Origin of the sequence: Thermoactinomyces mirandus (assembly GCF_013868055.1) — a bacterium.
Taxonomy (GTDB): domain Bacteria; phylum Bacillota; class Bacilli; order Thermoactinomycetales; family Thermoactinomycetaceae; genus Thermoactinomyces; species Thermoactinomyces mirandus.
This window is the reverse complement of sequence record NZ_JACEOL010000001.1, coordinates 12963-32634: the sequence shown is the minus strand read 5'-3', so window position 1 is coordinate 32634 and position 19672 is coordinate 12963. Positions and strand designations below refer to the sequence as shown.

Below are 19672 nucleotides of genomic sequence, written 5' to 3'. Positions count from 1 at the left end.
ATGAAGCGTGTTATAGTATATGATAAGCTGGAAAAATGGGTGAATACCACAGATCCAGAGATATTGGAGGGAACCGTATGGATGATTGCATTTTTTGCCAGATCATTGAAGGGAAAATTCCTTCAAAGAAAGTGTACGAGGATGAGTACGTCTATGCATTTCATGACATTTCTCCGGCTGCCCCGACCCACGTATTGGTGATTCCGAAAAAGCATATTTCCTCACTGATGGAGTTAAAAGAGGAAGACCATACGGTGATCGGCAAAATCATGATGGCGATCCAAAACATCGCCAGGGAGTTTGAACTGGATGAAAGAGGGTTCCGGGTTGTCAACAATGTAGGGGAAGAAGGCGGGCAGACCGTGTTCCACCTCCACTTTCACCTGCTTGGCGGAAGGACAATGACCTGGCCTCCAGGTTGATTTTGACATGATTTGGCCATGTAAGCTATAATGTATAATGAATTTTTGTGTCTCCAACGGTTGGCAATAGGATAAGGTTAAACTTGTCTTAAAGCTTCTTTTTGGGCATCGTTGGTAGATTTTTATTAAAGCAGGTGTTGTTGTGCTGACCCTCCTCTGGGGGAAGGCCGCTCTCTTGTTGTTTTTTGCCTGAAATGTGTGGGTCTTTTTCCTTTGTTAGGCTGCCGGCCCAAATCGGTCTAGCTGACCCGTGGAGGGAGGGAATAGCATGGTAGAAACTCGTGTACGTAAAAATGAGTCACTCGATGCCGCATTGCGCCGCTTTAAGCGTTCTTGCGCCAAAGACGGGATCTTGGCAGAATATAGAAAGCGTGAACGCTATGAGAAGCCGAGCATTAAACGCAAGAAGAAATCGGAAGCGGCTCGCAAAAAACGCCGTTAGAGAGGTGTAGACTTTTGAGTCTGACTAGACAATTGGACCAAGATATGAAGTTGGCTCTTAAGAACAAGGATAAAAACAGGCTTTCCACCATTCGTATGCTGAAATCGGCCATAAAAAAGGAAGAGATTGATAAAAAACGCTCATTAAACGATGATGAAGTGATTGCCGTTATTATGCGCGAGGTCAAGCAACGCAAAGACTCGATTGCCCAATATGAAAAAGCGGGACGAGATGACTTGGCAGATAAGGAAAAAGCCGAAATTGAAGTGCTTTCCGCTTATTTACCTGAACCAATGTCGGAAGAAGAACTGAGAGCTTTGGTAAAGCAAGTCATCCAGGAAGTAGGAGCGGCTTCCAAAGCGGACATGGGCAAGGTAATGGGCGCAATTATTCCGAAAGTAAAAGGACGTGCAGAAGGCAGACAGGTAAATCGCATCGTTCAGGAGATGCTTGGTTAATCGAATGCAGCGTGTTTCGTACAACACGCTGTTTTTTTAACAGGGTTCGGGATGTAGAGGAGTTGATGGCTTTCATGGTGTTTACAGACTTTTTGGCTGATCCCGTTGTGATGATGATTATTCTGGCGGTCGGCCTGCTTGGTTTGATGATTGAACTTCTCTCACCGGGAGTTGGTATCGCCGCCATTATAGGCCTTGGCTGTTTCGCCACTTTTTTCGGGACCTGTATGCACCTGGGATCAGCAAGCATGTTTGAAGTGTTTTTGTTTATTGTTGGAAGTATCCTGATTGTGATCGAAGTGTTGCTGCCGACATTGGGGATTTTGGGAATCATCGGGATCATCATGGTTATTGTGTCCATTGTGGCGGCAATTCCTGACTTGAATGTTGCCGTTCTGGTTCTGGTCGGCTCACTGGCAATAACTGGGATCTGTCTGTGGATCTTGTTCCGGTTTTTTGGCTGGAAAGTTACCTGGAATCGGGTCATACTAAGAACGGTTCAGTCAAATGAAAAAGGTTATACATCATCCAGGGATCGAAAAGCTTTGTTAAATCAGGTCGGAATAACGCTTACCCCGTTACGGCCTTCCGGATTTGCGCAGTTTGGTGATCATAAGGAAGATGTCGTCAGTGACGGCGAAAGCATTCCACGCGATGTCAAGGTGAAAGTCATACTGGTTGAAGGATCACGTGTGGTGGTAAAAAGAGCAGAACAGAATGAAGATTAACGTTCCGGATCTCAAAAAGGGGTGAAATAAATGGACTTTGGTTCTATTTTTGTAATTATCCTTGTGGTTATCGCTATTTTCCTATTCTTTTCATTTGTACCGGTAATGTTGTGGATTACGGCCATGGCCTCAGGGGTTTATGTAGGGCTTACGACCTTGATCGGAATGCGTCTGCGCAGGATCGTCCCTTCCCGTATCGTCAATCCCCTGATCAAGGCCCGCAAAGCAGGATTGAATGTAGATATTTCGCAGCTTGAGACACACTATCTGGCAGGCGGGAACGTCGATCGTGTCGTTGATGCCCTGATTGCCGCGCAACGCGCAAATATCGATTTGGTGTTTGAACGGGCCGCAGCCATTGACCTGGCAGGGCGTGATGTCCTGGAAGCCGTGCAGATGAGCGTTAATCCGAAAGTGATTGAAACCCCGGTGGTATCGGCGGTATGTAAAGATGGAATTGAAGTGAAAGTCGTGGCAAGGGTTACGGTACGAGCCAATATTGATCGCCTCGTTGGAGGAGCGGGTGAAGAAACGATTATTGCCCGTGTGGGTGAAGGAATCGTTACCACCAACGGCTCAGCCGAAAGCCACAAGGAAGTGCTGGAAAACCCCGACATGATTTCAAATACAGTCTTGAGCAAAGGATTGGATGCGGGAACCGCCTTTGAAATTTTGTCCATTGATATTGCCGATGTAGATATCGGCAAAAACATTGGAGCCAAATTGCAGATTGACCAGGCGGAAGCCGACAAACGGATTGCCCAGGCCAAAGCGGAAGAGCGCCGGGCCATGGCGGTTGCCATGGAACAGGAAATGAAAGCAAAAGTGATTGAAGCAGAAGCAGAAGTTCCCATGGCGCTTGCGGAAGCATTGCGTTCCGGAAAAATGGGCTTTATGGATTACTATATGCTGCAAAATGTTGAAGCTGATTCAAAAATGCGCCGTTCTATCGGGGGAGATGATTTGAAAGGAGATCAATCCTGATGGAACAACCGGGCAAAGAAGGAAAGAAAAAGGGGCAAAAGCAGGCCGATATGAAACGATTGACGGTTTCAGACCTGCGCCGGGGGGTCCTGCTACAAGAAATACTGGGTCCGCCCCGCGCGCTGAAACCATTTCAATGGACCTTGTTTCGCCGCAGATGAGTCATAAGATTCCCAAACAGGGGTCACATGTCTAACCCGTTCTGATCAGAATGGGTTTTTTATTTCCATTTCTACCCATGGAAACAACTATTGTACATGGATTGACCTGGTTTTCCAATACTAACACAAAGGAGGTGGTCAGTGTGCCCAATAACCGTTCCAATCGATTGCTCGTCCCCGGAGCACGGCAGGTGTTGAACCAATTCAAGGAAGAAATCGCTTCCGAATTTGGAGTGAAGATGGGATCGGACACGACTGCACGCGCCAACGGTTCAGTAGGTGGCGAAATGACCAAACGCCTGGTTTCCCAAGCACAACAACAAATGAATAAATGAACGGATTCATACAAGCATGGGTTGATTAGTGAGCCCATGCTTTTTTATTGGCTCGATCCGCTCATAACCGGAAATCAAAAAGCATATGAATGAAACAGATGAGGCACCCGGAGAGGAAGGCGGGATTGATGCGAAAATGGGTATCCGATTGGTTTGACTTGCCAGTACATGTAACAGGCGACACTCCCCGGATTGAAATGATCGGCACGATGGCCATGCAGGTGGAAAACTACCTGCAGCTGGAAAAATTCAACTTCAGTGAATTGCAGATAAAGGTAAAGGACGGAATACTGGAAATTAAAGGAGAGCAGTTAAAGATAAAGGCGATTGATCCGGAGATTGTTCTGATTGAAGGGCAAATCCTTGAAATCCGATACAAGAAATAAAGGGAGGACCCGAAAGTGCCATTCAACATGTTACCAACAGTATTGAAAGGGAAAATGGAATGTACCTGTGAGGGAAAACAATTGACTCCCTTGATCAATCAGGCTGTGCAAACGGGAATAACAATCGAGGACATTGAATGGTTGGACGAGCATCGGATTCGTCTGAGCATTCCCTTGTCCCAGTTTTTTTCTTTCTACAAATTGATGAGACAGGCAGGGAATCGGGTACGGATCACAAAAAGGGAAGGTTTTCCTTTTTTATGGAAACGGATAAAAAAAAGGAAATTTTTTGTGCTTGGTTTTATCCTTTTCTTTATACTGATTCTATTGTTCACATCTTTTGTATGGAATGTAAAAATTGAGGGAACGGAAAAAATTCCTTCCAGACATGTACAAGCTATGTTAAAAAAGCAAGGGATTTATCCGGGGCAATGGAAAATGCGTCTGCCTGAACGGGAAGAAGTTCAGCATCAGCTGCTGTCGCAATTGCCCCAGGCGTCGTGGGTAGGTTATCGCGTGGAAGGAACGCGCGTTGTCGTCACCGTAGTCGAAAAGAAACTGGCGGAACCGGATTCTGATGCCGTCCCGGATGCAGGGCCGGTCCATCTGGTCGCAACCAAGAATGCGTTGATTTACGATATGCAAATTGAACGGGGATATCCGCTCGTTGAAGTAAATGATGTCGTGCAGAAAGGACAGACGTTGGTGTCCGGCATTTACGGCGATGTGGAAGATTCCAAATCGAGAAGAATCGTGGGGGCCAAAGGAAAAGTATGGGGAGAGGTCTGGTATGAGTCGAGTGTAGTCATTCCCCTGGAGAGAAAAAGAAAAGTTTATACGGGTGAACGGGACAGGGCGCAATATCCTTATCTGTTTTCCTATGTCGTCAAGAATCCTTTCGTCAAAGAACCGGCTTTAAAAAATGTCGATGTGATTGAACATTTCCATTTTCTGAAACTGGCAGAATGGACGCTGCCGCTCGGGTGGGTGGTAGTTGAAAAATTGGAAGCGGAATGGATGGCCGAAAAATTGACAGTCAATCAGGCTGTCCAGGAAGGATTGGTTCATGCAAAAGAAGATTTATTGCAAAAAATTGGATTAGATGGGCGGATTTTAGGGGAAAAAGTTTTGCAGAAGCGTCTGGAGAATGGTAAAGTTTATTTGAAAGTACACTTTGATGTGATTGAGAATATCGCAAGAATACAACCGATTCTGCAAGGAGAATGAGCCATTGCAAAATCCTAATTCTGAAATCAGGACAAAGAAAATTCATTTGCGCAACGTCACAGAGGCGCTGAGTCTGTTTGGGCCCCATGATGCTTTTCTCAAACAAATTGAAGCAAACACCAATGCCCAAATTATTTCGAGGGGAGAAGAGGTAATCATCAAAGGTTCCTCCCAAGAACTGGAAGTACTGGACCATTTGTTCAGAGTGCTTCTTACTTTAATCCGACGCGGGAACCAGGTAAACGAACGCGATATTATCTATGCCCACCGCTTGGCGGAAAAAGGTCTGGCTGATGAATTGCTGGAACTGTACCAGGAGGAAATCGGCGTTACGCAAAAAGGGAAACCGATTCGTGTCAAGACCCTGGGACAGCGTCATTATGTAACGGCAATCAAAAAGTCGGACATTGTCTTTGGTGTGGGGCCGGCCGGAACCGGAAAAACTTTTTTGGCTGTTGTTATGGCTGTTTCCGCGTTAAAGGCGCATCAGGTCATGCGGATCGTATTGACCCGGCCTGCGGTTGAAGCCGGCGAGAACCTGGGTTTCCTGCCGGGAGATCTGCAGGAAAAAGTGGATCCGTATCTGCGCCCGCTTTATGATAGTTTATCCACCATGCTGACGACAGAACAGATCAGCAAGAAGATGGAACGGGGCTTAATCGAGGTAGCTCCACTCGCCTATATGAGAGGGCGGACGTTGGAGGATTCGTTTGTAATTCTGGATGAAGCACAGAATACAACTCCGGAGCAGATGAAAATGTTTTTGACGCGGTTGGGATTCGGGTCGAAAATGGTGGTTACGGGAGATGTGACACAAATTGATTTGCCGAAAGGGAAGAAATCCGGTTTAAAAGAAGCTGAGCGTATCCTGAAATCGATTCCAGACATTCGCTTTGTCTATTTGGAACAATCAGATGTAGTAAGACACACACTCGTGCAAAAAATCATCGATGCCTATGAAAAGGATTCCATATTGCAAAACAGATAAGGAGTCGGTTCACATGAAAGAGAAAAAGGAACCGATCCCTGGGTTCAGCCGTTGGTTCGGTTCGGAGGGATGGAAATCAAGTTTACGCATAAAACTGTTCATATACGCGATCTTTGCGATCGCGTTATATTTATTGCTGATAAATCATATATTGCCAAAACAATATGAAATCAGGCTGGGGAAACCGAGCCCGGCCACCGTGGTATCACCTGTAACCAAAGTTGATACCTATGCCACGAATCAGGCGAAACGCGAAGCCGCCGAATCGGTGGAACCGGTCTATATTAAAAATGATCGCTTGACAATTGAGCAGATTGGAAAGATTGACAGCATATTTGTGACCGTGAAGGATTGGCTTGAAAAAGACAGGAGAGATGCAAAGCAATTTAAAGCTGCATTTGAGGCCACGTTTTCGCAGACTTTTTCGGATTCGTTTTATCAGCGGTTACTGAAGATTTCTCCAGACCGTCTGCAGGTGATCCGCCTGACCACTCGCCAGCTGGTATCCGACATTCTGCAGCAAGGGGTCCGCAAGGATCAATTAAGTGAAAAGCAGGAAGATGTGGATGAAAAATTATATTTGAGCGTAAATGCCTTAAACAGCAATGAACAGGCATTGGTAAGCGAGCTGGCCAAAAAAAGCCTCATCGTGAATGAGTTTTACGATGAGAAGCAAACAGAGCAGCAGAAACAGGCAGTCCAGGATGCGATTAAACCGATTCCGATCAATAAAGGACAAATTATTGTAGCTTATGGAGAAGTGGTTACCGATGACCAGTATCGCAAACTGCAGGAACTGGGACTGTTGAAAAAAGAATCCAACATTTTGCCCCATATGGGAATGCTGTTATTTATCGTGACGATTATTGGCATTTTGTATTATTACATTTACCGTTTCGAACCCAAAATCCATCAGGACAATATGAATCTCCTCCTGCTGTTTATGGTCATGCTGTTGACGTTGCTGGGAATGAAAGTAATTTCCTACGGTCAGAATCTCGAGTGGTACATGATTGGTTACCTTGCCCCGATTGGCCTGGGATCGATGCTGGTCACATTGTTGTTAAACATTCGCCTGTCGCTTGTAAGCACAGTGATTTTGGCGATTTTCTGCAGTGTGATTTTTAATGGGGAAAACCATATGCTGTTTGATTTTCGCCTGGGTTTCGTTTCATTGGTAAGCGGTGTGACGGCAGCATATGCACTGGCGAATGCCCGGAAGAGAAGTGCGATTTTAAGGGCGGGCCTCATTTCTTCCGTGGCTGCTGTCGTTCCTGTGTTGGCGCTTAATTTGATGGTGCCGACAGAGGCTACTTTGAGGGAATGGCTGCAGTCGGTCGGATTCGCCATGTTGGGCGCGATTTTTTCGGCAGTCCTGACGATTGGTTTTTTGCCATATTTTGAGACATTGTTCGGGATTTTGTCACCATTGCGCCTGTTGGAACTGGCCAACCCGAATCACCCCTTAATGCGCAAATTACTGGTGGAAAGCCCTGGCACCTACCATCATTCCATCATTGTGGGAAACCTGTCGGAAGCCGCTGCCGAAGCGATTGGTGCGGACGGTTTGCTGGCCAGGGTTGGTGCATACTACCATGATGTAGGGAAAACAAAGCGGCCGCAGTTTTTCATTGAAAATCAATTGTACGGCAACAATCCGCACGACCGGATTTCCCCAAACTTAAGCAAGAGCATCGTTATCTCGCATACGAGGGATGGCGTGGAACTGTTAAAGGCGCATAATATTCCCAAACCAATTCAGGATATTGCCGCCCAACATCATGGAACAACCCTTTTAAAATATTTTTATGTTAAAGCCAGGGAAAAACTGGATCATGAACAGGTGCGGTCGGAAGATTACCGTTATCCGGGGCCGAAAGCCCAGTTCAAGGAAGCGGCGATCGTGGGGATTTGCGATTGCGTTGAAGCAGCTGTCCGTTCCCTTTCGCGGCCGACACCGTCGCGTATTGAAAACATGGTGAAAAAAATCATTCAGGACCGGTTGGAAGACGGGCAATTTGATGAGTGCGACATCACGCTGAAAGAGTTGAAATTGATTGGGAAATCGGTTTGCGAAACGTTGCAGGGGATTTTCCATTCACGGATTGAATATCCCGATGAACCGGTAAATCTCAAAGGAGCAAAAAAAGCATGAATTTGCGTATTGATGTTCAAGTAAAAATTCCAGTCAGTCAGGAAGAGGAAAAGCAACTGCTTTCAACAATTGAAAAAGCTTTGCGGCAAGCTGCCAAAATGGAAAATCTTTCTGCTGCCGATGTTTCGGTTATGATTGTGGACAACGAACAGATTCATGAATTGAATAAAGAGTACCGTCAAGTGGATCGCCCGACGGATGTTCTGTCATTTCCGCTATGGGAACCGGATGAAGACTGGGTCATTGTGGAGGATGAGGAAACCGTTCCTCTGGGAGATCTTGTCATCTCTCTCCCAAAAGCCAGGGAACAGGCTGAAGAATATGGCCATACACTGGAGCGGGAGCTGGGCTTTTTGGCGGTACATGGTTTTTTGCATTTGTTGGGCTATGATCATGAATCACCGGAACAGGAACAGGAAATGTTCGGGCGACAGGAGGAGATTTTGTATCTTGCCGGTCTCAGGAGGTAAAGGGAGGCTAAGTCCCATGTGGTTGACCAAGCTGTTGCGAAGTTTTGTCTATGCTTTGGAAGGGTTGAAATATACGGTAGTTACCCAGAGGAACATGCGCTTTCATTTTTTGAGTGCCCTGTGTGTGCTGCTTTTGTGTTTGTATCTGCCAATGAGTAAAGTGGAAGTTCTTGTATTGTTTGTGACCATCGTCCTGGTTCTGTCAGCGGAATTGTTTAATACGGCCATTGAAGCCGTTGCGGACATGGTGACCAAAGAATATCATCCGCTTGCCAAAGTGGCCAAAGATGTGGCGGCCGGGGCCGTGCTTATTACAGCCGGCTTTGCTGTCATTGTCGGAATCAGTGTCTTTTATCCGTATCTCGATTCTCTGTTCAGGCTGGCTCTCAGCCAATCAACCGTCCCGGCCAATATCAGCCTGGCCGTCATTGTCGTCCTTGATTTTTTCCTTACTCTCCTTATAAAAGGCTGGTTGCAACGAAAAGAACACCAGGCTTGGGAGCCCAGCATGATTGCCTCCATTGCCAGTTGTGTCTCCGTTTTGCTGATCGCAGTGATTGGCAACCTGCTGATTACACTATTGGTCCTGGTTCTTTTGACCATGCTGATCGGTACCCGCCTTCGCTACCAATCTTCGCGCAAACCGATAGTGGCCGGGGTTATTCTGGGACTTTTGGTGGCGGTGGTTGGTGTGCAATTATTGTAAATCGCATTTTACCCGACTATAATGAAAGAACGGAACCGTTTTTTAAAACGGTTAAAGCTTCAGAAACGGATAAATGTGAAAACGGAGGTGAATTGCTTGGCATGATCCTTGGAAAAGAAGGTTGCCAGGCAATTTTTGAAAGGAGCAATCAGATTTTGGGACGGAAGTTTCGTTCAGGATTTGTCGCTTTGATCGGACGACCAAACGTGGGAAAGTCGACATTGATGAATCATGTCATTGGCCAGAAGATTGCGATCATGTCGGATAAACCGCAAACAACACGCAATAAAATCCGGGGTGTCTATACCGATGAGACAGGACAGATTGTTTTTCTGGATACGCCGGGAATCCATAAACCACAGTCCAAATTGGGAGAGTTGCTTGTCCGCACGTCCCGCAATGCCCTGGAAGAAGTCGATTTGATCCTGTTTCTGGTGGATGCCGCCGCAGGGGCGGGGCCCGGGGACCAGTTCATCATGGAGAACCTGAAAGAGGTAAAGACGCCTGTGTTTCTGGTGGTGAACAAAATCGACCAGGTGCATCCGGATGATCTGTTGCCATTGATTGACCAGTACCGGAACAGGTTTTCGTTTGCCGAGGTCGTGCCCATTTCGGCATTGCAGGGAAATAATACAAATGCGCTCTTGCAACAGATTTTTTTCTATTTGCCTGAAGGACCCATGTACTACCCGGCAGACCAGGTGACCGATCACCCCGAACGCTTTATTGTCGGGGAGTTGATCCGGGAAAAGGTATTGGAGCTGACACGCGAAGAAGTTCCCCATTCCGTGGCGGTTGTGGTGGAAGAAGTGAAGGCCCGGCCGGATAACAGAATTGTCGATGTGATGGCGACGATCTATACCGAACGCCCTTCGCAAAAAGGAATTCTGATCGGCAAAAAAGGGGCACTGCTTAAAGAGGTGGGAAGCCGGGCCCGCAAAGATATTGAAAGGTTGCTGGGTGTAAAAATCTTTCTTGACCTTTGGGTCAAGGTAAAGAAAGACTGGCGGAACGAAGAACTGATGTTGCGCAGATTTGGTTATACAGAAGATGATGACTAGCCGATGCAAAAAGTGACAGATTTTCTTTCTTATACTCTCAAAACTTTTCGGTCATCCTAACAGTTGTAAATCAGTCGTTCAAACTGAAAGGGATGATGCTAGTTGCGCAATTTCGTTTGGAGTTGTTTTCAGGTAACCGGCAGTATCGACGCCTACCTGTTATACAAGAACCTGGAAGCAATCCATGAATCGGAGGAACAGGCGAAAGAGGAGCTGGATGAGGAGGAAAGTGGCTGAAACGGGAAAGGGCGGTTAACCAGTGTTGAACAAATTTGAGGGAATTGTCCTTAAAGCCCGTGATTACGGGGAAAGCAATCAAATCTTAACCGTTTTTACCAGACATCAAGGCAAAATCGCCATTATGGCCAGGGGTTCCAAGAAGACGAGAAGCCGCTTTGGAGCGGTGACCGAGCCTTTTACCCAGGCACACTTTGTGACCTTTGGAACCGGCAACATCGTGACCTTGTCACAAGCGGACCTTATCAAATCTCATCATCTGTTGCGTTCCGATTTGCTGTTGACAGCATACGGCGCTTATTGGGTGGAACTGATTGACAAAACAACAGAGGACAAAGAACCCCATCCACCTTTATATGAGATGCTGGTTCTTCTTTTGAACCGGCTGGAGCAGGAAACCGATCCTGATATCCTGACCTTTATTCTGGAGTTGAGAATACTCAAAATGGCTGGATATACTCCGGTGCTGGACCGCTGTGTATCCTGCCATGCCGGTCAGCGTCCTGTACGGTTCAGCATTCGTCAGGGCGGTTTTTTGTGTGAAAACTGCCAGGCGCAAGACCCCAAAGCGATTCCGGTTTCAAACGCAAGTGTCCGTATCCTGCGGATTTTACTGCATGTGGATCTTCGCCGGCTGGGTGAGGTAAAGATAAGACAGGAAACCAGACAGCAGCTGGAAAAAGTGATCCGGAGCTTTATCGATGAATATCTTCCTGTTCGCCTGAAATCATTGCATTTGCTCAAGCAGTTAAAAGAAACGTGGACTTAGGTGAGCAAACGGTTAAAGAGAGTTGACATTTTCACAGATGTTTGCTATACCTTAAATTAAAATTTTTAGATCTGCGCGATGAGGGAAAAGGAGTAGCCAAAACAGTCTGGAGTTAGCGAGCCGGGGATGGTGGAAGCCTGGTTCAGGCATTTGGCGAAGGCAGTTCCAGAGCGCTGTGCCGTAAGAAAGCGGACCCTTCAGGTCAAATAGGGTGGAACCGCGGGAATTACCTCTCGTCCCTATGGGAAAACCAATGGTTTTGTCAGGGATGAGAGGTTTTTTGATGAAAAAGAAGCTTGAGAGGAAACTGTTGGAGGTGGATTAGATGAATATGCAAACGATGATCAAAAAATTGCAGGATTATTGGGCAAAGCAGGGATGTATTCTCTGTCAGCCATATGATACGGAAAAAGGGGCCGGAACATTGAATCCGATGACTTTTCTGCGCGCACTTGGTCCTGAACCCTGGAAGGCCGCTTATGTTGAACCCTCCCGCCGACCCGCCGACGGGCGCTACGGAGAGAACCCGAATCGTCTCTATCAGCATCATCAGTTTCAGGTGATTCTAAAGCCTGCCCCGGACAATATTCAGGAAATTTATTTAAAGAGCCTGGAAGCCCTGGAGATCAATCCTGTCGAGCATGACATCCGCTTTGTGGAGGACAACTGGGAAAATCCCACGTTTGGAGCGGCCGGACTGGGATGGGAGGTTTGGCTGGACGGGATGGAAGTAACCCAGTTTACATATTTCCAACAGGTGGGCAGCCTGGATGTGGATCCGGTCTCAGTTGAACTGACGTATGGACTGGAGCGTCTTGCTTCTTATATTCAGGAAAAAGAAAATGTATTTGATCTTGAATGGGTTGACGGTGTCAAATACGGGGATATATTCAGCCAACCGGAATATGAGCATTCCAAATATACCTTTGAAGTATCGGACAAGAACTGGCTCTTTCGCCAATTTGACGATTTTGAGCGGGAAGCGATGCGTGCCCTGGATGAACAATTGGTCTTTCCCGCCTATGATTATGCTTTGAAATGTTCCCATGTATTCAATCTGCTGGAAGCAAGAGGAGCGATCAGCGTTACCGAACGGACCGGCTATATTGGAAGAGTCCGGAACCTTGCCCGGAAAATTGCCAAAGCATTTATTGAAGGGAGAGAAAGATTGGGTTATCCCTTGTTGAAACAAAAAGGAGGGGAAGCACGTGTCTAAAGATTTGTTGCTGGAGATTGGCTGCGAAGAAATCCCTGCCCGTTTTGTCGATGAAGCGGTCAGCCAACTCGGGGAAAAGCTGGCTGAGTGGCTGAAGGAAAACCGGATCAGTTACGGCGGATACCGCACTTTTGCCACACCGCGGCGACTGGCGGTAAGAATTTCTGATGTTAACGAACGCCAGGAAGATAAGCATGAAGAAGTGAAAGGCCCGGCCGAGAGAATTGCCAGACAGGCGGATGGAACCTGGAGCAAGGCGGCTCAGGGGTTTGCAAGGAAACAGGGCATTTCCGCAGATCAATTGGTCATTAAAGAGGTAAAAGGTGAAAATTACGTTTTTGCCAGTATCCATCATGAGGGGAATCATACCAGGGAGTTACTTGTTAACGGTATTCCTTCCATTCTGGATCACCTCCATTTTCCCAAAACAATGCGGTGGAATTCACGTGTGCGGTTTATCCGACCGGTTCGCTGGCTCATGTGTTTATTGGGAGATGAAGTAATTCCTTTTTCCTGGGCAGGACTGACAGCGGGGAATCAATCAGAAGGGCATCGTTTCCTGGGCTCAAGCATATCCATTTCCGAAGCCAAAGAGTATGAACAGATCCTGCTAGAGCAATATGTCCTGGTGGAGGCAGACCAACGAAAAAACCGGATTTTGAGCCAACTGCGGCAATTGGAGGAAAAACACGGATGGGTGATTCCCGTTGACGAGGGACTGCTGAATGAAGTGATTCACCTGGTCGAATACCCGACAGCCCTGTACGGGCGGTTTGAAGAAGAATTTCTGCGTTTGCCGCGTGAAGTGCTGGTGGTAACGATGCGAGAACATCAGCGCTATTTCCCGGTGGAGGACCGGAATGGCCAACTGCTTCCCTATTTTGTGACCGTACGCAATGGAGATGACCGTTATATCGAGAACGTGACCAAAGGAAATGAAAAGGTATTGCGCGCACGCCTGGCTGACGCCCGCTTCTTTTTTGAGGAGGATCTGAAAGTTCCGCTGGAAGAGGCGGTGAAAAAACTGGATCAGATTGTTTATCAGGATGAACTGGGCAGTCTGGGAGAGCGGGTAGGCCGCATACAACAGCTTGCGCTAGGCCTGGCAGAATCGATCCGGCTTCCGGTCTCAGAACAGGCATTATTGAAACGGGCCGCCCAAATATGCAAGTTTGATGTCGCCACCCAAATGGTCGGGGAATTTCCTGAACTGGAAGGCGTCATGGGACAAACCTATGCCCTCCATGCCGGAGAGGAAAAGGAAGTGGCCCAGGCTGTGTATGAGCACTATTTGCCGCGATATGCCGGAGACGCGCTTCCGACATTGAGAATTGCCGGTTTGCTGTCCCTCGCTGATAAAATGGATGTGATCGTATCCAGTTTCGGGATCGGAATTCAGCCAACCGGTTCCCAGGACCCGTATGGACTGAGGAGAAAGGCGGCCGGAATCGTTCAAATTCTGTTGGAGGAGGATTATTACCCGCTATCGCTGATCCGTTTGTGGCAAAACGCCCTGGACCGGTTGGAAGAGACGGGACTGCTCAAAGTCAGCCGAAGTGACGTTGAGAAAGAATTGCATGACTTTTTTGCCTTGCGGTTGCGCACCGTCTTGCAGGAAGAGGAAATTCGTTACGATATCATCGATGCTGTCCTGAAGGCGGATCTGTCTTATCCCGTTCAGATTGTTGAAAAAGCAAAAGTCCTGATGGAACAAACCGGGCGGGAATCTTTCAAACAGGAAGTCGAAGGATTTACACGGGCTGCCAATCTGGCTGCCAAAGCGGAAGGCGATCAGTTCGATCCGTCGCTGTTCCAGGAGAAGGCGGAACGTATACTGGCCCGGAGCTTGCAGGAAGCGGCAAAGCAATATGAACGGGCCAGACAGCAAAAAGATGCGGAAGCAATGTACCGTGCACTTGCGGCCATGGCACCGGAGATCCATCAGTTTTTCGATCAGGTGATGGTTATGGTGGAGGAAGAGGGTGTCAGGAATAACCGACTGGCCCTGCTCAGAAAAATTACGCAGTGCACGAGCCAGTTTGCTGACTTTGGCCGGATTGTGTTTGCCTGAAATGTGTGGATAAAAAGGAAACGGTGCAAAAGCCGTTTCCTTTTTTAGTCTAAAAAAGCATAAAGCAGGCGCTTTTTTTAGGAATTGATTTCATTTCCTCTTTCAAGAAAGCAGTCAGTGGGCTAAAGCGATTTTTCAGGTGGTTTTATCAACTTGCCTTACTCATTAAATACTTCCGATTTACGGCAGTTTCCTGTCTATAAATTCGTGAAACCAAGACAATGGCATGATAACATTCAATTTTGTATTCCATTTGCTATAACTTACACAGCAATCTTTGCTAATATCATTTAAACTTTTAAATATTGCTGTTCCTCTTGGTTTCTTTTAAAAATAATAAGTATTTGTTTCATATCATTGAACATGAACACCATCATTGGAAACCGGGCAGGAAAGAAACCGGTTACTGGAAAATTCAAATAATATTTTTGGAATAAATCTGACAAATAAAGGCATTTTATTACAATTCGATTATTAATTAACTTGAAAGAAAAAAATTGTACTGGTAATATGGGAGGGGAATATTATATACTATATTTGTGTTTCAGCTTAAAAGTATGTCACAATTAACAGGTTTTTACCATGCAAACAGTTTTGTGGGAGGTGTGGCAAGATCGAGCTTACAAAGCGACAGAAAAAAATTTTAGAGATTGTTAAGGAAAAAGGTCCGATCACAGGTGAACAAATTGCGGACAAGCTGAACTTGACAAGAGCGACATTACGTCCTGATCTAGCAATCCTAACCATGGCTGGTTTGCTGGAAGCGCGGCCGCGGGTAGGCTATTTTTATTCCGGGAAAACAACAAACCAGTTGTTGGGCGAACATATACGCAACCTGTTGGTAAAGGATTACAAATCCCATCCGATCGTTGTGCAGGAGAACACCTCGGTCTATGACGGGATTTGCACCATGTTTCTGGAAGATGTTGGTTCCTTGTATGTGGTAAAAAAAGAGGGCAATCTTGTCGGTGTGGTTTCACGGAAAGATCTGCTGCAAATTGCGATGGGCAAACAGGATTTGCAATCCATTCCGATTGGCGTGGTTATGACGAGAATGCCGAATATCGTTACCTGCAATGCGGAAGATACATTATATTATGCGGCAGTGCAGATGATGCGCCATGAAGTGGACTCCCTGCCTGTCGTCCGGCCAATAGACAAAGACAAGAACGAACTGGAAGTAATTGGCCGCATTAGCAAGACAACACTCGTCAGAGCATTTGTCGAGTTGGGACAGCCATAGAGAATGCAAATAAAAGGAGGGGGTATTCATTTCTATGTCAGATCAGCAGCGGGTCGTTTATGTAGTGTCCGATTCAGTTGGGGAAACAGCCGAGCTTGTAGTAAGGGCGGCATCCAGCCAGTTTAATGGAGGGGATATCGAAATCCGGCGCATTCCTTATGTTACCGACACGGAAACGATTGAGGAAGTGGTACAGGCAGCCAAGGAAGAAAACGCCCTGATTGCTTTTACACTCGTTGTTCCCGAATTGCAGCAACGGTTGATAGACGAAGCGACAGAAAAACAGGTTATCTATGTCGATATTATGGGGCCGATGATTGATGGAATGGCCTCGTTATACAAACATGTGCCCAAGCATAAACCGGGTTTGATTCACAAGCTGGACGAAGATTATTTCCGAAAAGTGGAAGCTATTGAATTTGCTGTAAAGTATGACGATGGAAAAGATCCTCGGGGATTGTTGAATGCAGATGTGATCCTGATCGGGGTTTCACGTACATCGAAAACCCCGTTATCCATGTATCTGGCGCACAAACGCTATAAGGTGGCAAATGTTCCGCTGGTTCCTGAAGTTGAGCCGCCGGATGAATTGTTCCAGGTCCCCCCTTATCACATCATTGGCTTGACCATAGACCCGAAACAGCTAAACAGTATCCGTATGGAACGGTTGAAATCTCTGGGCCTGAATTCAGAAGCAAATTATGCAAGCATGGAACGGATCCTGGAAGAGCTGGATTATGCAGAACGGGTGATGCGCCGTTTGCGGTGCACGATGATCAATGTATCGAAGAAAGCCGTGGAAGAAACAGCCAATTTAATCCTTGATATATTGAGAAAGAGAGGACTAATCCGATGAGCGAAAAAAAGGTATACCGGTTTGACGAAGGAAATGCTGGGATGAGGGATCTGTTGGGGGGAAAAGGGGCCAATCTGGCCGAAATGAGCAATGCCGGACTGCCGGTTCCTCCCGGATTCACCATTACCACAGAGGCTTGCAACGATTTTTTTGTGAATGAGGAAGTTTTGTCTGACGAATTAATGGAGCAGGTGACGCAAGCCATCGCCGATCTTGAAAACAGAACCGGAAAAAAACTGGGCCATCCCGAAAATCCTCTGTTGGTATCAGTACGTTCCGGCGCCAAATTTTCAATGCCGGGAATGATGGATACGATTCTAAATCTCGGGTTGAATGACCAAACTGCTGCCGGGCTTGCAGAACAGACCGGTAATCCCCGTTTTGCTTACGACAGTTACCGGCGGTTTATCCAGATGTTTGGAGATGTCGTATTGGGGATTGAACACTACAAATTTGAAGAAATCATTATGGACGTAAAGGAAAAACGGGGAGTTCAGCTGGATCCACAACTGGATGCGGATGACTGGAAGAAAGTGATTGATTTATATAAAACACTGATCAAAAAGGAAACCGGACAGGAATTTCTGCAAGATCCGATAGAGCAGTTGAAACAGTCCATTCATGCCGTTTTCTCTTCATGGAACAATACCCGGGCCAAAATATACCGCAAAATGAACCACATTCCCGATGACCTGGGAACGGCCGTCAATGTCCAGACAATGGTATTTGGTAATACGGGAGAAGAGTCGGGCACAGGAGTCTGCTTTACCAGGAATCCTTCCACAGGGGAAAAGAAACTGTACGGGGAATTTTTGCTCAATGCGCAAGGCGAAGACGTTGTGGCCGGAATTCGCACGCCGCAGCCGATTGCTGAATTGCAGGATTCTATGCCCGATATCTATGAGCAGCTGGTGGCGATCTGCAACCAACTGGAATTGTCATACAAGGATATGCAGGATATCGAATTTACAATTGAAAACCGGCACTTGTACATTTTGCAAACCAGATCGGGCAAAAGGACGACACAGGCAGCGATCAGGATTGCCGTCAACATGGCGCGTGAAGGAATTTTGACTCGTGAAGAAGCACTGATGCGAATTCAGCCGGAGCAGCTGGACCATATGCTGCATCGGCGAATCGATCCCGATGCCAGCCTCAAGACCTGGGCCAAGGGATTGCCGGCCTCACCCGGAGCCGCATCCGGACAGATTGTATTTGACGCAGATCAGGCTGAGGCATTGACGAAACAAGGGAAAAAAGTTGTCCTGGTCCGTCCCGAAACAACTCCGGAAGACATTCATGGCATTCTGGCTGCCCAGGGGATTCTGACAAGCCGGGGAGGTATGACTTCCCACGCTGCAGTTGTGGCCAGGGGAATGGGAAAAGCCTGTGTCTGTGGCTGCGAACAGCTGAAAATCGACTTGCGCAACAAAACCGTGACCACAGAGGATATCACGCTGCGTGAAGGGGATCTCTTGTCCATTGACGGAGGAACAGGGCAGGTATTTATTGGAGAAGTCCCGATGATTGATCCGGAACTTTCACCTGAGTTCCAGGAACTGCTGGCCTGGGCGGATGAAAAGCGCAAGCTGTCTGTGCGCACGAACGCTGACAATCCGTCTGATGCAAGAAAAGCCCGGGAACTGGGGGCCGAGGGAATCGGTTTGTGCCGCACTGAACATATGTTTATGGATCCGGAAAGAGTTCCGATCGTGCAGGAAATGATCCTGGCTGAACACGAAGATGAGAGAAAACAGGCACTTGCCAGGCTGTTGCCCATACAAAAGGAGGACTTCAAAGGAATCTTCCAGGCGATGGATGGCTGCCCGGTAAATATCCGTTTGCTGGATCCGCCGCTCCATGAATTCTTGCCACATCTGGAAGAACTGCTGGTAGAAATAACCAAACTGCAGGTTACCGGACAGGAAGCAACACCGGAATACCGTCAAAAAGAAAATTTAATGAAAAAAGTACGGGCTCTCCATGAATTCAATCCCATGCTGGGACACAGGGGATGTCGGCTGGGAATGGTTTATCCTGAAATTTACCGCATGCAGGTTGAAGCAATTTTTAAGGCTGCAGTCGAGTGTATTGAAGAAGGGGTAAGGGTGGAACCGGAAATTATGATTCCGCTGGTTGGACACGTTCAGGAGCTGAAGCGGATGCGTGTCCTGGTGGAAGAAGTGGCCGAGGAGATAATGCGACAAAGCCAGATGGCTGTCTCTTACAAGGTCGGAACGATGATCGAGGTTCCACGGGCCGCGCTTACGGCTGACCAAATTGCCGGAAAGGCAGACTTTTTCTCGTTTGGAACCAACGATTTGACCCAAACGACATTTGGATACAGCCGTGATGATGCAGAGGGCAAGTTCCTGCACATTTATGTGGAACAGGGAGTATTGCCGCACAATCCTTTCATCAGCATTGACCGTGAAGGAGTAGGCGAACTGGTTCGCATCGGTGTTGAAAAAGGAAGACAGGTGAAACCCGGTTTGAAAACCGGGATCTGTGGAGAACACGGGGGAGAAAAGGCGTCAATTCAGTTTTGCCATGAAGTGGGGCTGGATTATGTGAGCTGCTCTCCGTTCCGTGTTCCGCTGGCCAGACTGGCGGCGGCACAGGCTGCCATTTTAAACAAATGAGCATGTATGCCAGAGTATATAAAGGAATAAGATAAATAAAAAAGAAATGATTACAAAAAATACCCAACAGTTGGGTATTTTTTTCTAAATAATATTGCATAAATCATATAAAACA

At 47.1% G+C, this 19672-nt stretch carries 21 protein-coding genes; all 21 read left to right on the top strand.

The genetic code is table 11. The annotated features are described in order from the left end of the window. Positions 1–77: 77 nt before the first annotated feature. The 21 genes from H2C83_RS00165 to ppdK all read left to right on the top strand — a co-directional run bounded on the left by H2C83_RS00165 (position 78) and on the right by ppdK (position 19557). Positions 78–422 carry a histidine triad nucleotide-binding protein gene (locus H2C83_RS00165; protein WP_181736568.1) on the top strand — a complete coding sequence of 115 codons (345 nt, stop codon included), beginning with the start codon at positions 78–80 and terminating at the stop codon, positions 420–422. Positions 423–690: 268 nt separating this feature from the next. Beyond that, positions 691–864, top strand: a complete 174-nt coding sequence (rpsU, locus tag H2C83_RS00160; protein WP_181736567.1) for a 30S ribosomal protein S21 — start codon at positions 691–693, stop codon at positions 862–864. 14 nt (positions 865–878) lie between these two features. Then, positions 879–1322, top strand: a complete 444-nt coding sequence (locus H2C83_RS00155) for a GatB/YqeY domain-containing protein (protein ID WP_181736565.1) — start codon at positions 879–881, stop codon at positions 1320–1322. Positions 1323–1387: 65 nt separating this feature from the next. Continuing rightward, positions 1388–2050: an NfeD family protein gene (locus tag H2C83_RS00150; RefSeq protein WP_246333659.1), complete on the top strand. Its 663-nt coding sequence runs from the start codon at positions 1388–1390 to the stop codon at positions 2048–2050. Between the two features lie 30 nt (positions 2051–2080). Further along, positions 2081–3034: a flotillin-like protein FloA gene (gene floA, locus H2C83_RS00145; protein ID WP_181736561.1), complete on the top strand. Its 954-nt coding sequence runs from the start codon at positions 2081–2083 to the stop codon at positions 3032–3034. Then, positions 3034–3195, top strand: coding sequence for a hypothetical protein (locus H2C83_RS00140; protein WP_181736559.1), 162 nt, complete (start codon positions 3034–3036; stop codon positions 3193–3195). The genes floA and H2C83_RS00140 overlap by 1 nt, the downstream gene beginning before the upstream one ends. 143 nt (positions 3196–3338) lie before the next feature. Continuing rightward, on the top strand, positions 3339–3530 hold the full coding sequence (locus H2C83_RS00135) for an alpha/beta-type small acid-soluble spore protein (RefSeq protein WP_312853812.1): 192 nt from the start codon (positions 3339–3341) through the stop codon (positions 3528–3530). Positions 3531–3619: 89 nt separating this feature from the next. Next, positions 3620–3916: a YabP/YqfC family sporulation protein gene (locus H2C83_RS00130; RefSeq protein WP_181736555.1), complete on the top strand. Its 297-nt coding sequence runs from the start codon at positions 3620–3622 to the stop codon at positions 3914–3916. 15 nt (positions 3917–3931) lie between these two features. Further along, positions 3932–5143 carry a sporulation protein YqfD gene (gene yqfD / locus H2C83_RS00125; protein WP_181736553.1) on the top strand — a complete coding sequence of 404 codons (1212 nt, stop codon included), beginning with the start codon at positions 3932–3934 and terminating at the stop codon, positions 5141–5143. 4 nt (positions 5144–5147) lie between these two features. Then, a complete protein-coding gene (locus H2C83_RS00120) occupies positions 5148–6131 on the top strand; it encodes a PhoH family protein (protein ID WP_220183926.1) in 984 nt (327 codons plus the stop codon). 13 nt (positions 6132–6144) lie between these two features. Continuing rightward, complete coding sequence (locus tag H2C83_RS00115) at positions 6145–8286, top strand: HD family phosphohydrolase (RefSeq protein ID WP_181736551.1); 2142 nt, start codon at positions 6145–6147, stop codon at positions 8284–8286. Next, positions 8283–8756: an rRNA maturation RNase YbeY gene (gene ybeY / locus H2C83_RS00110; protein ID WP_181736549.1), complete on the top strand. Its 474-nt coding sequence runs from the start codon at positions 8283–8285 to the stop codon at positions 8754–8756. Before H2C83_RS00115 ends, ybeY begins: the two co-directional genes overlap by 4 nt. Positions 8757–8772: 16 nt before the next feature. Continuing rightward, positions 8773–9462: a diacylglycerol kinase family protein gene (locus H2C83_RS00105; protein WP_181736547.1), complete on the top strand. Its 690-nt coding sequence runs from the start codon at positions 8773–8775 to the stop codon at positions 9460–9462. Positions 9463–9563: 101 nt separating this feature from the next. Further along, positions 9564–10523: a GTPase Era gene (era, locus tag H2C83_RS00100; RefSeq protein ID WP_181736545.1), complete on the top strand. Its 960-nt coding sequence runs from the start codon at positions 9564–9566 to the stop codon at positions 10521–10523. A 102-nt stretch (positions 10524–10625) separates the two neighbouring features. After that, the gene (locus H2C83_RS00095) at positions 10626–10760 is read left to right on the top strand and encodes a YqzL family protein (protein WP_181736543.1); all 135 of its coding nucleotides are present in this window, start codon (positions 10626–10628) and stop codon (positions 10758–10760) included. A 25-nt stretch (positions 10761–10785) separates the two neighbouring features. Then, complete coding sequence (gene recO / locus H2C83_RS00090; protein ID WP_181736540.1) at positions 10786–11529, top strand: DNA repair protein RecO; 744 nt, start codon at positions 10786–10788, stop codon at positions 11527–11529. Between the two features lie 325 nt (positions 11530–11854). After that, a complete protein-coding gene (gene glyQ, locus H2C83_RS00085; RefSeq protein ID WP_181736538.1) occupies positions 11855–12745 on the top strand; it encodes a glycine--tRNA ligase subunit alpha in 891 nt (296 codons plus the stop codon). Continuing rightward, a complete protein-coding gene (glyS, locus tag H2C83_RS00080) occupies positions 12738–14816 on the top strand; it encodes a glycine--tRNA ligase subunit beta (RefSeq protein WP_181736536.1) in 2079 nt (692 codons plus the stop codon). The genes glyQ and glyS overlap by 8 nt, the downstream gene beginning before the upstream one ends. 613 nt (positions 14817–15429) lie before the next feature. Then, positions 15430–16059 (top strand): transcriptional regulator CcpN, encoded by a 630-nt coding sequence (ccpN, locus tag H2C83_RS00075; RefSeq protein WP_181736683.1) that lies wholly within the window; start codon positions 15430–15432, stop codon positions 16057–16059. 34 nt (positions 16060–16093) lie between these two features. Next, positions 16094–16915: a pyruvate, water dikinase regulatory protein gene (locus H2C83_RS00070; protein WP_181736534.1), complete on the top strand. Its 822-nt coding sequence runs from the start codon at positions 16094–16096 to the stop codon at positions 16913–16915. After that, complete coding sequence (ppdK, locus tag H2C83_RS00065; protein ID WP_181736532.1) at positions 16912–19557, top strand: pyruvate, phosphate dikinase; 2646 nt, start codon at positions 16912–16914, stop codon at positions 19555–19557. Before H2C83_RS00070 ends, ppdK begins: the two co-directional genes overlap by 4 nt. Positions 19558–19672: the final 115 nt, after the last annotated feature.

Coding starts and splice junctions, on each gene's coding strand:
- floA (WP_181736561.1), top strand. CDS start 2,081: ATGGACTTTGGTTCTATTTTTGTAATTATCCTTGTGGTTATCGCTATT.
- H2C83_RS00130 (WP_181736555.1), top strand. CDS start 3,620: ATGAAACAGATGAGGCACCCGGAGAGGAAGGCGGGATTGATGCGAAAA.
- H2C83_RS00150 (WP_246333659.1), top strand. CDS start 1,388: ATGGCTTTCATGGTGTTTACAGACTTTTTGGCTGATCCCGTTGTGATG.
- ppdK (WP_181736532.1), top strand. CDS start 16,912: ATGAGCGAAAAAAAGGTATACCGGTTTGACGAAGGAAATGCTGGGATG.
- H2C83_RS00105 (WP_181736547.1), top strand. CDS start 8,773: ATGTGGTTGACCAAGCTGTTGCGAAGTTTTGTCTATGCTTTGGAAGGG.
- glyQ (WP_181736538.1), top strand. CDS start 11,855: ATGAATATGCAAACGATGATCAAAAAATTGCAGGATTATTGGGCAAAG.
- era (WP_181736545.1), top strand. CDS start 9,564: ATGATCCTTGGAAAAGAAGGTTGCCAGGCAATTTTTGAAAGGAGCAAT.
- ybeY (WP_181736549.1), top strand. CDS start 8,283: ATGAATTTGCGTATTGATGTTCAAGTAAAAATTCCAGTCAGTCAGGAA.
- rpsU (WP_181736567.1), top strand. CDS start 691: ATGGTAGAAACTCGTGTACGTAAAAATGAGTCACTCGATGCCGCATTG.
- H2C83_RS00165 (WP_181736568.1), top strand. CDS start 78: ATGGATGATTGCATTTTTTGCCAGATCATTGAAGGGAAAATTCCTTCA.
- H2C83_RS00140 (WP_181736559.1), top strand. CDS start 3,034: ATGGAACAACCGGGCAAAGAAGGAAAGAAAAAGGGGCAAAAGCAGGCC.
- H2C83_RS00115 (WP_181736551.1), top strand. CDS start 6,145: ATGAAAGAGAAAAAGGAACCGATCCCTGGGTTCAGCCGTTGGTTCGGT.
- H2C83_RS00070 (WP_181736534.1), top strand. CDS start 16,094: ATGTCAGATCAGCAGCGGGTCGTTTATGTAGTGTCCGATTCAGTTGGG.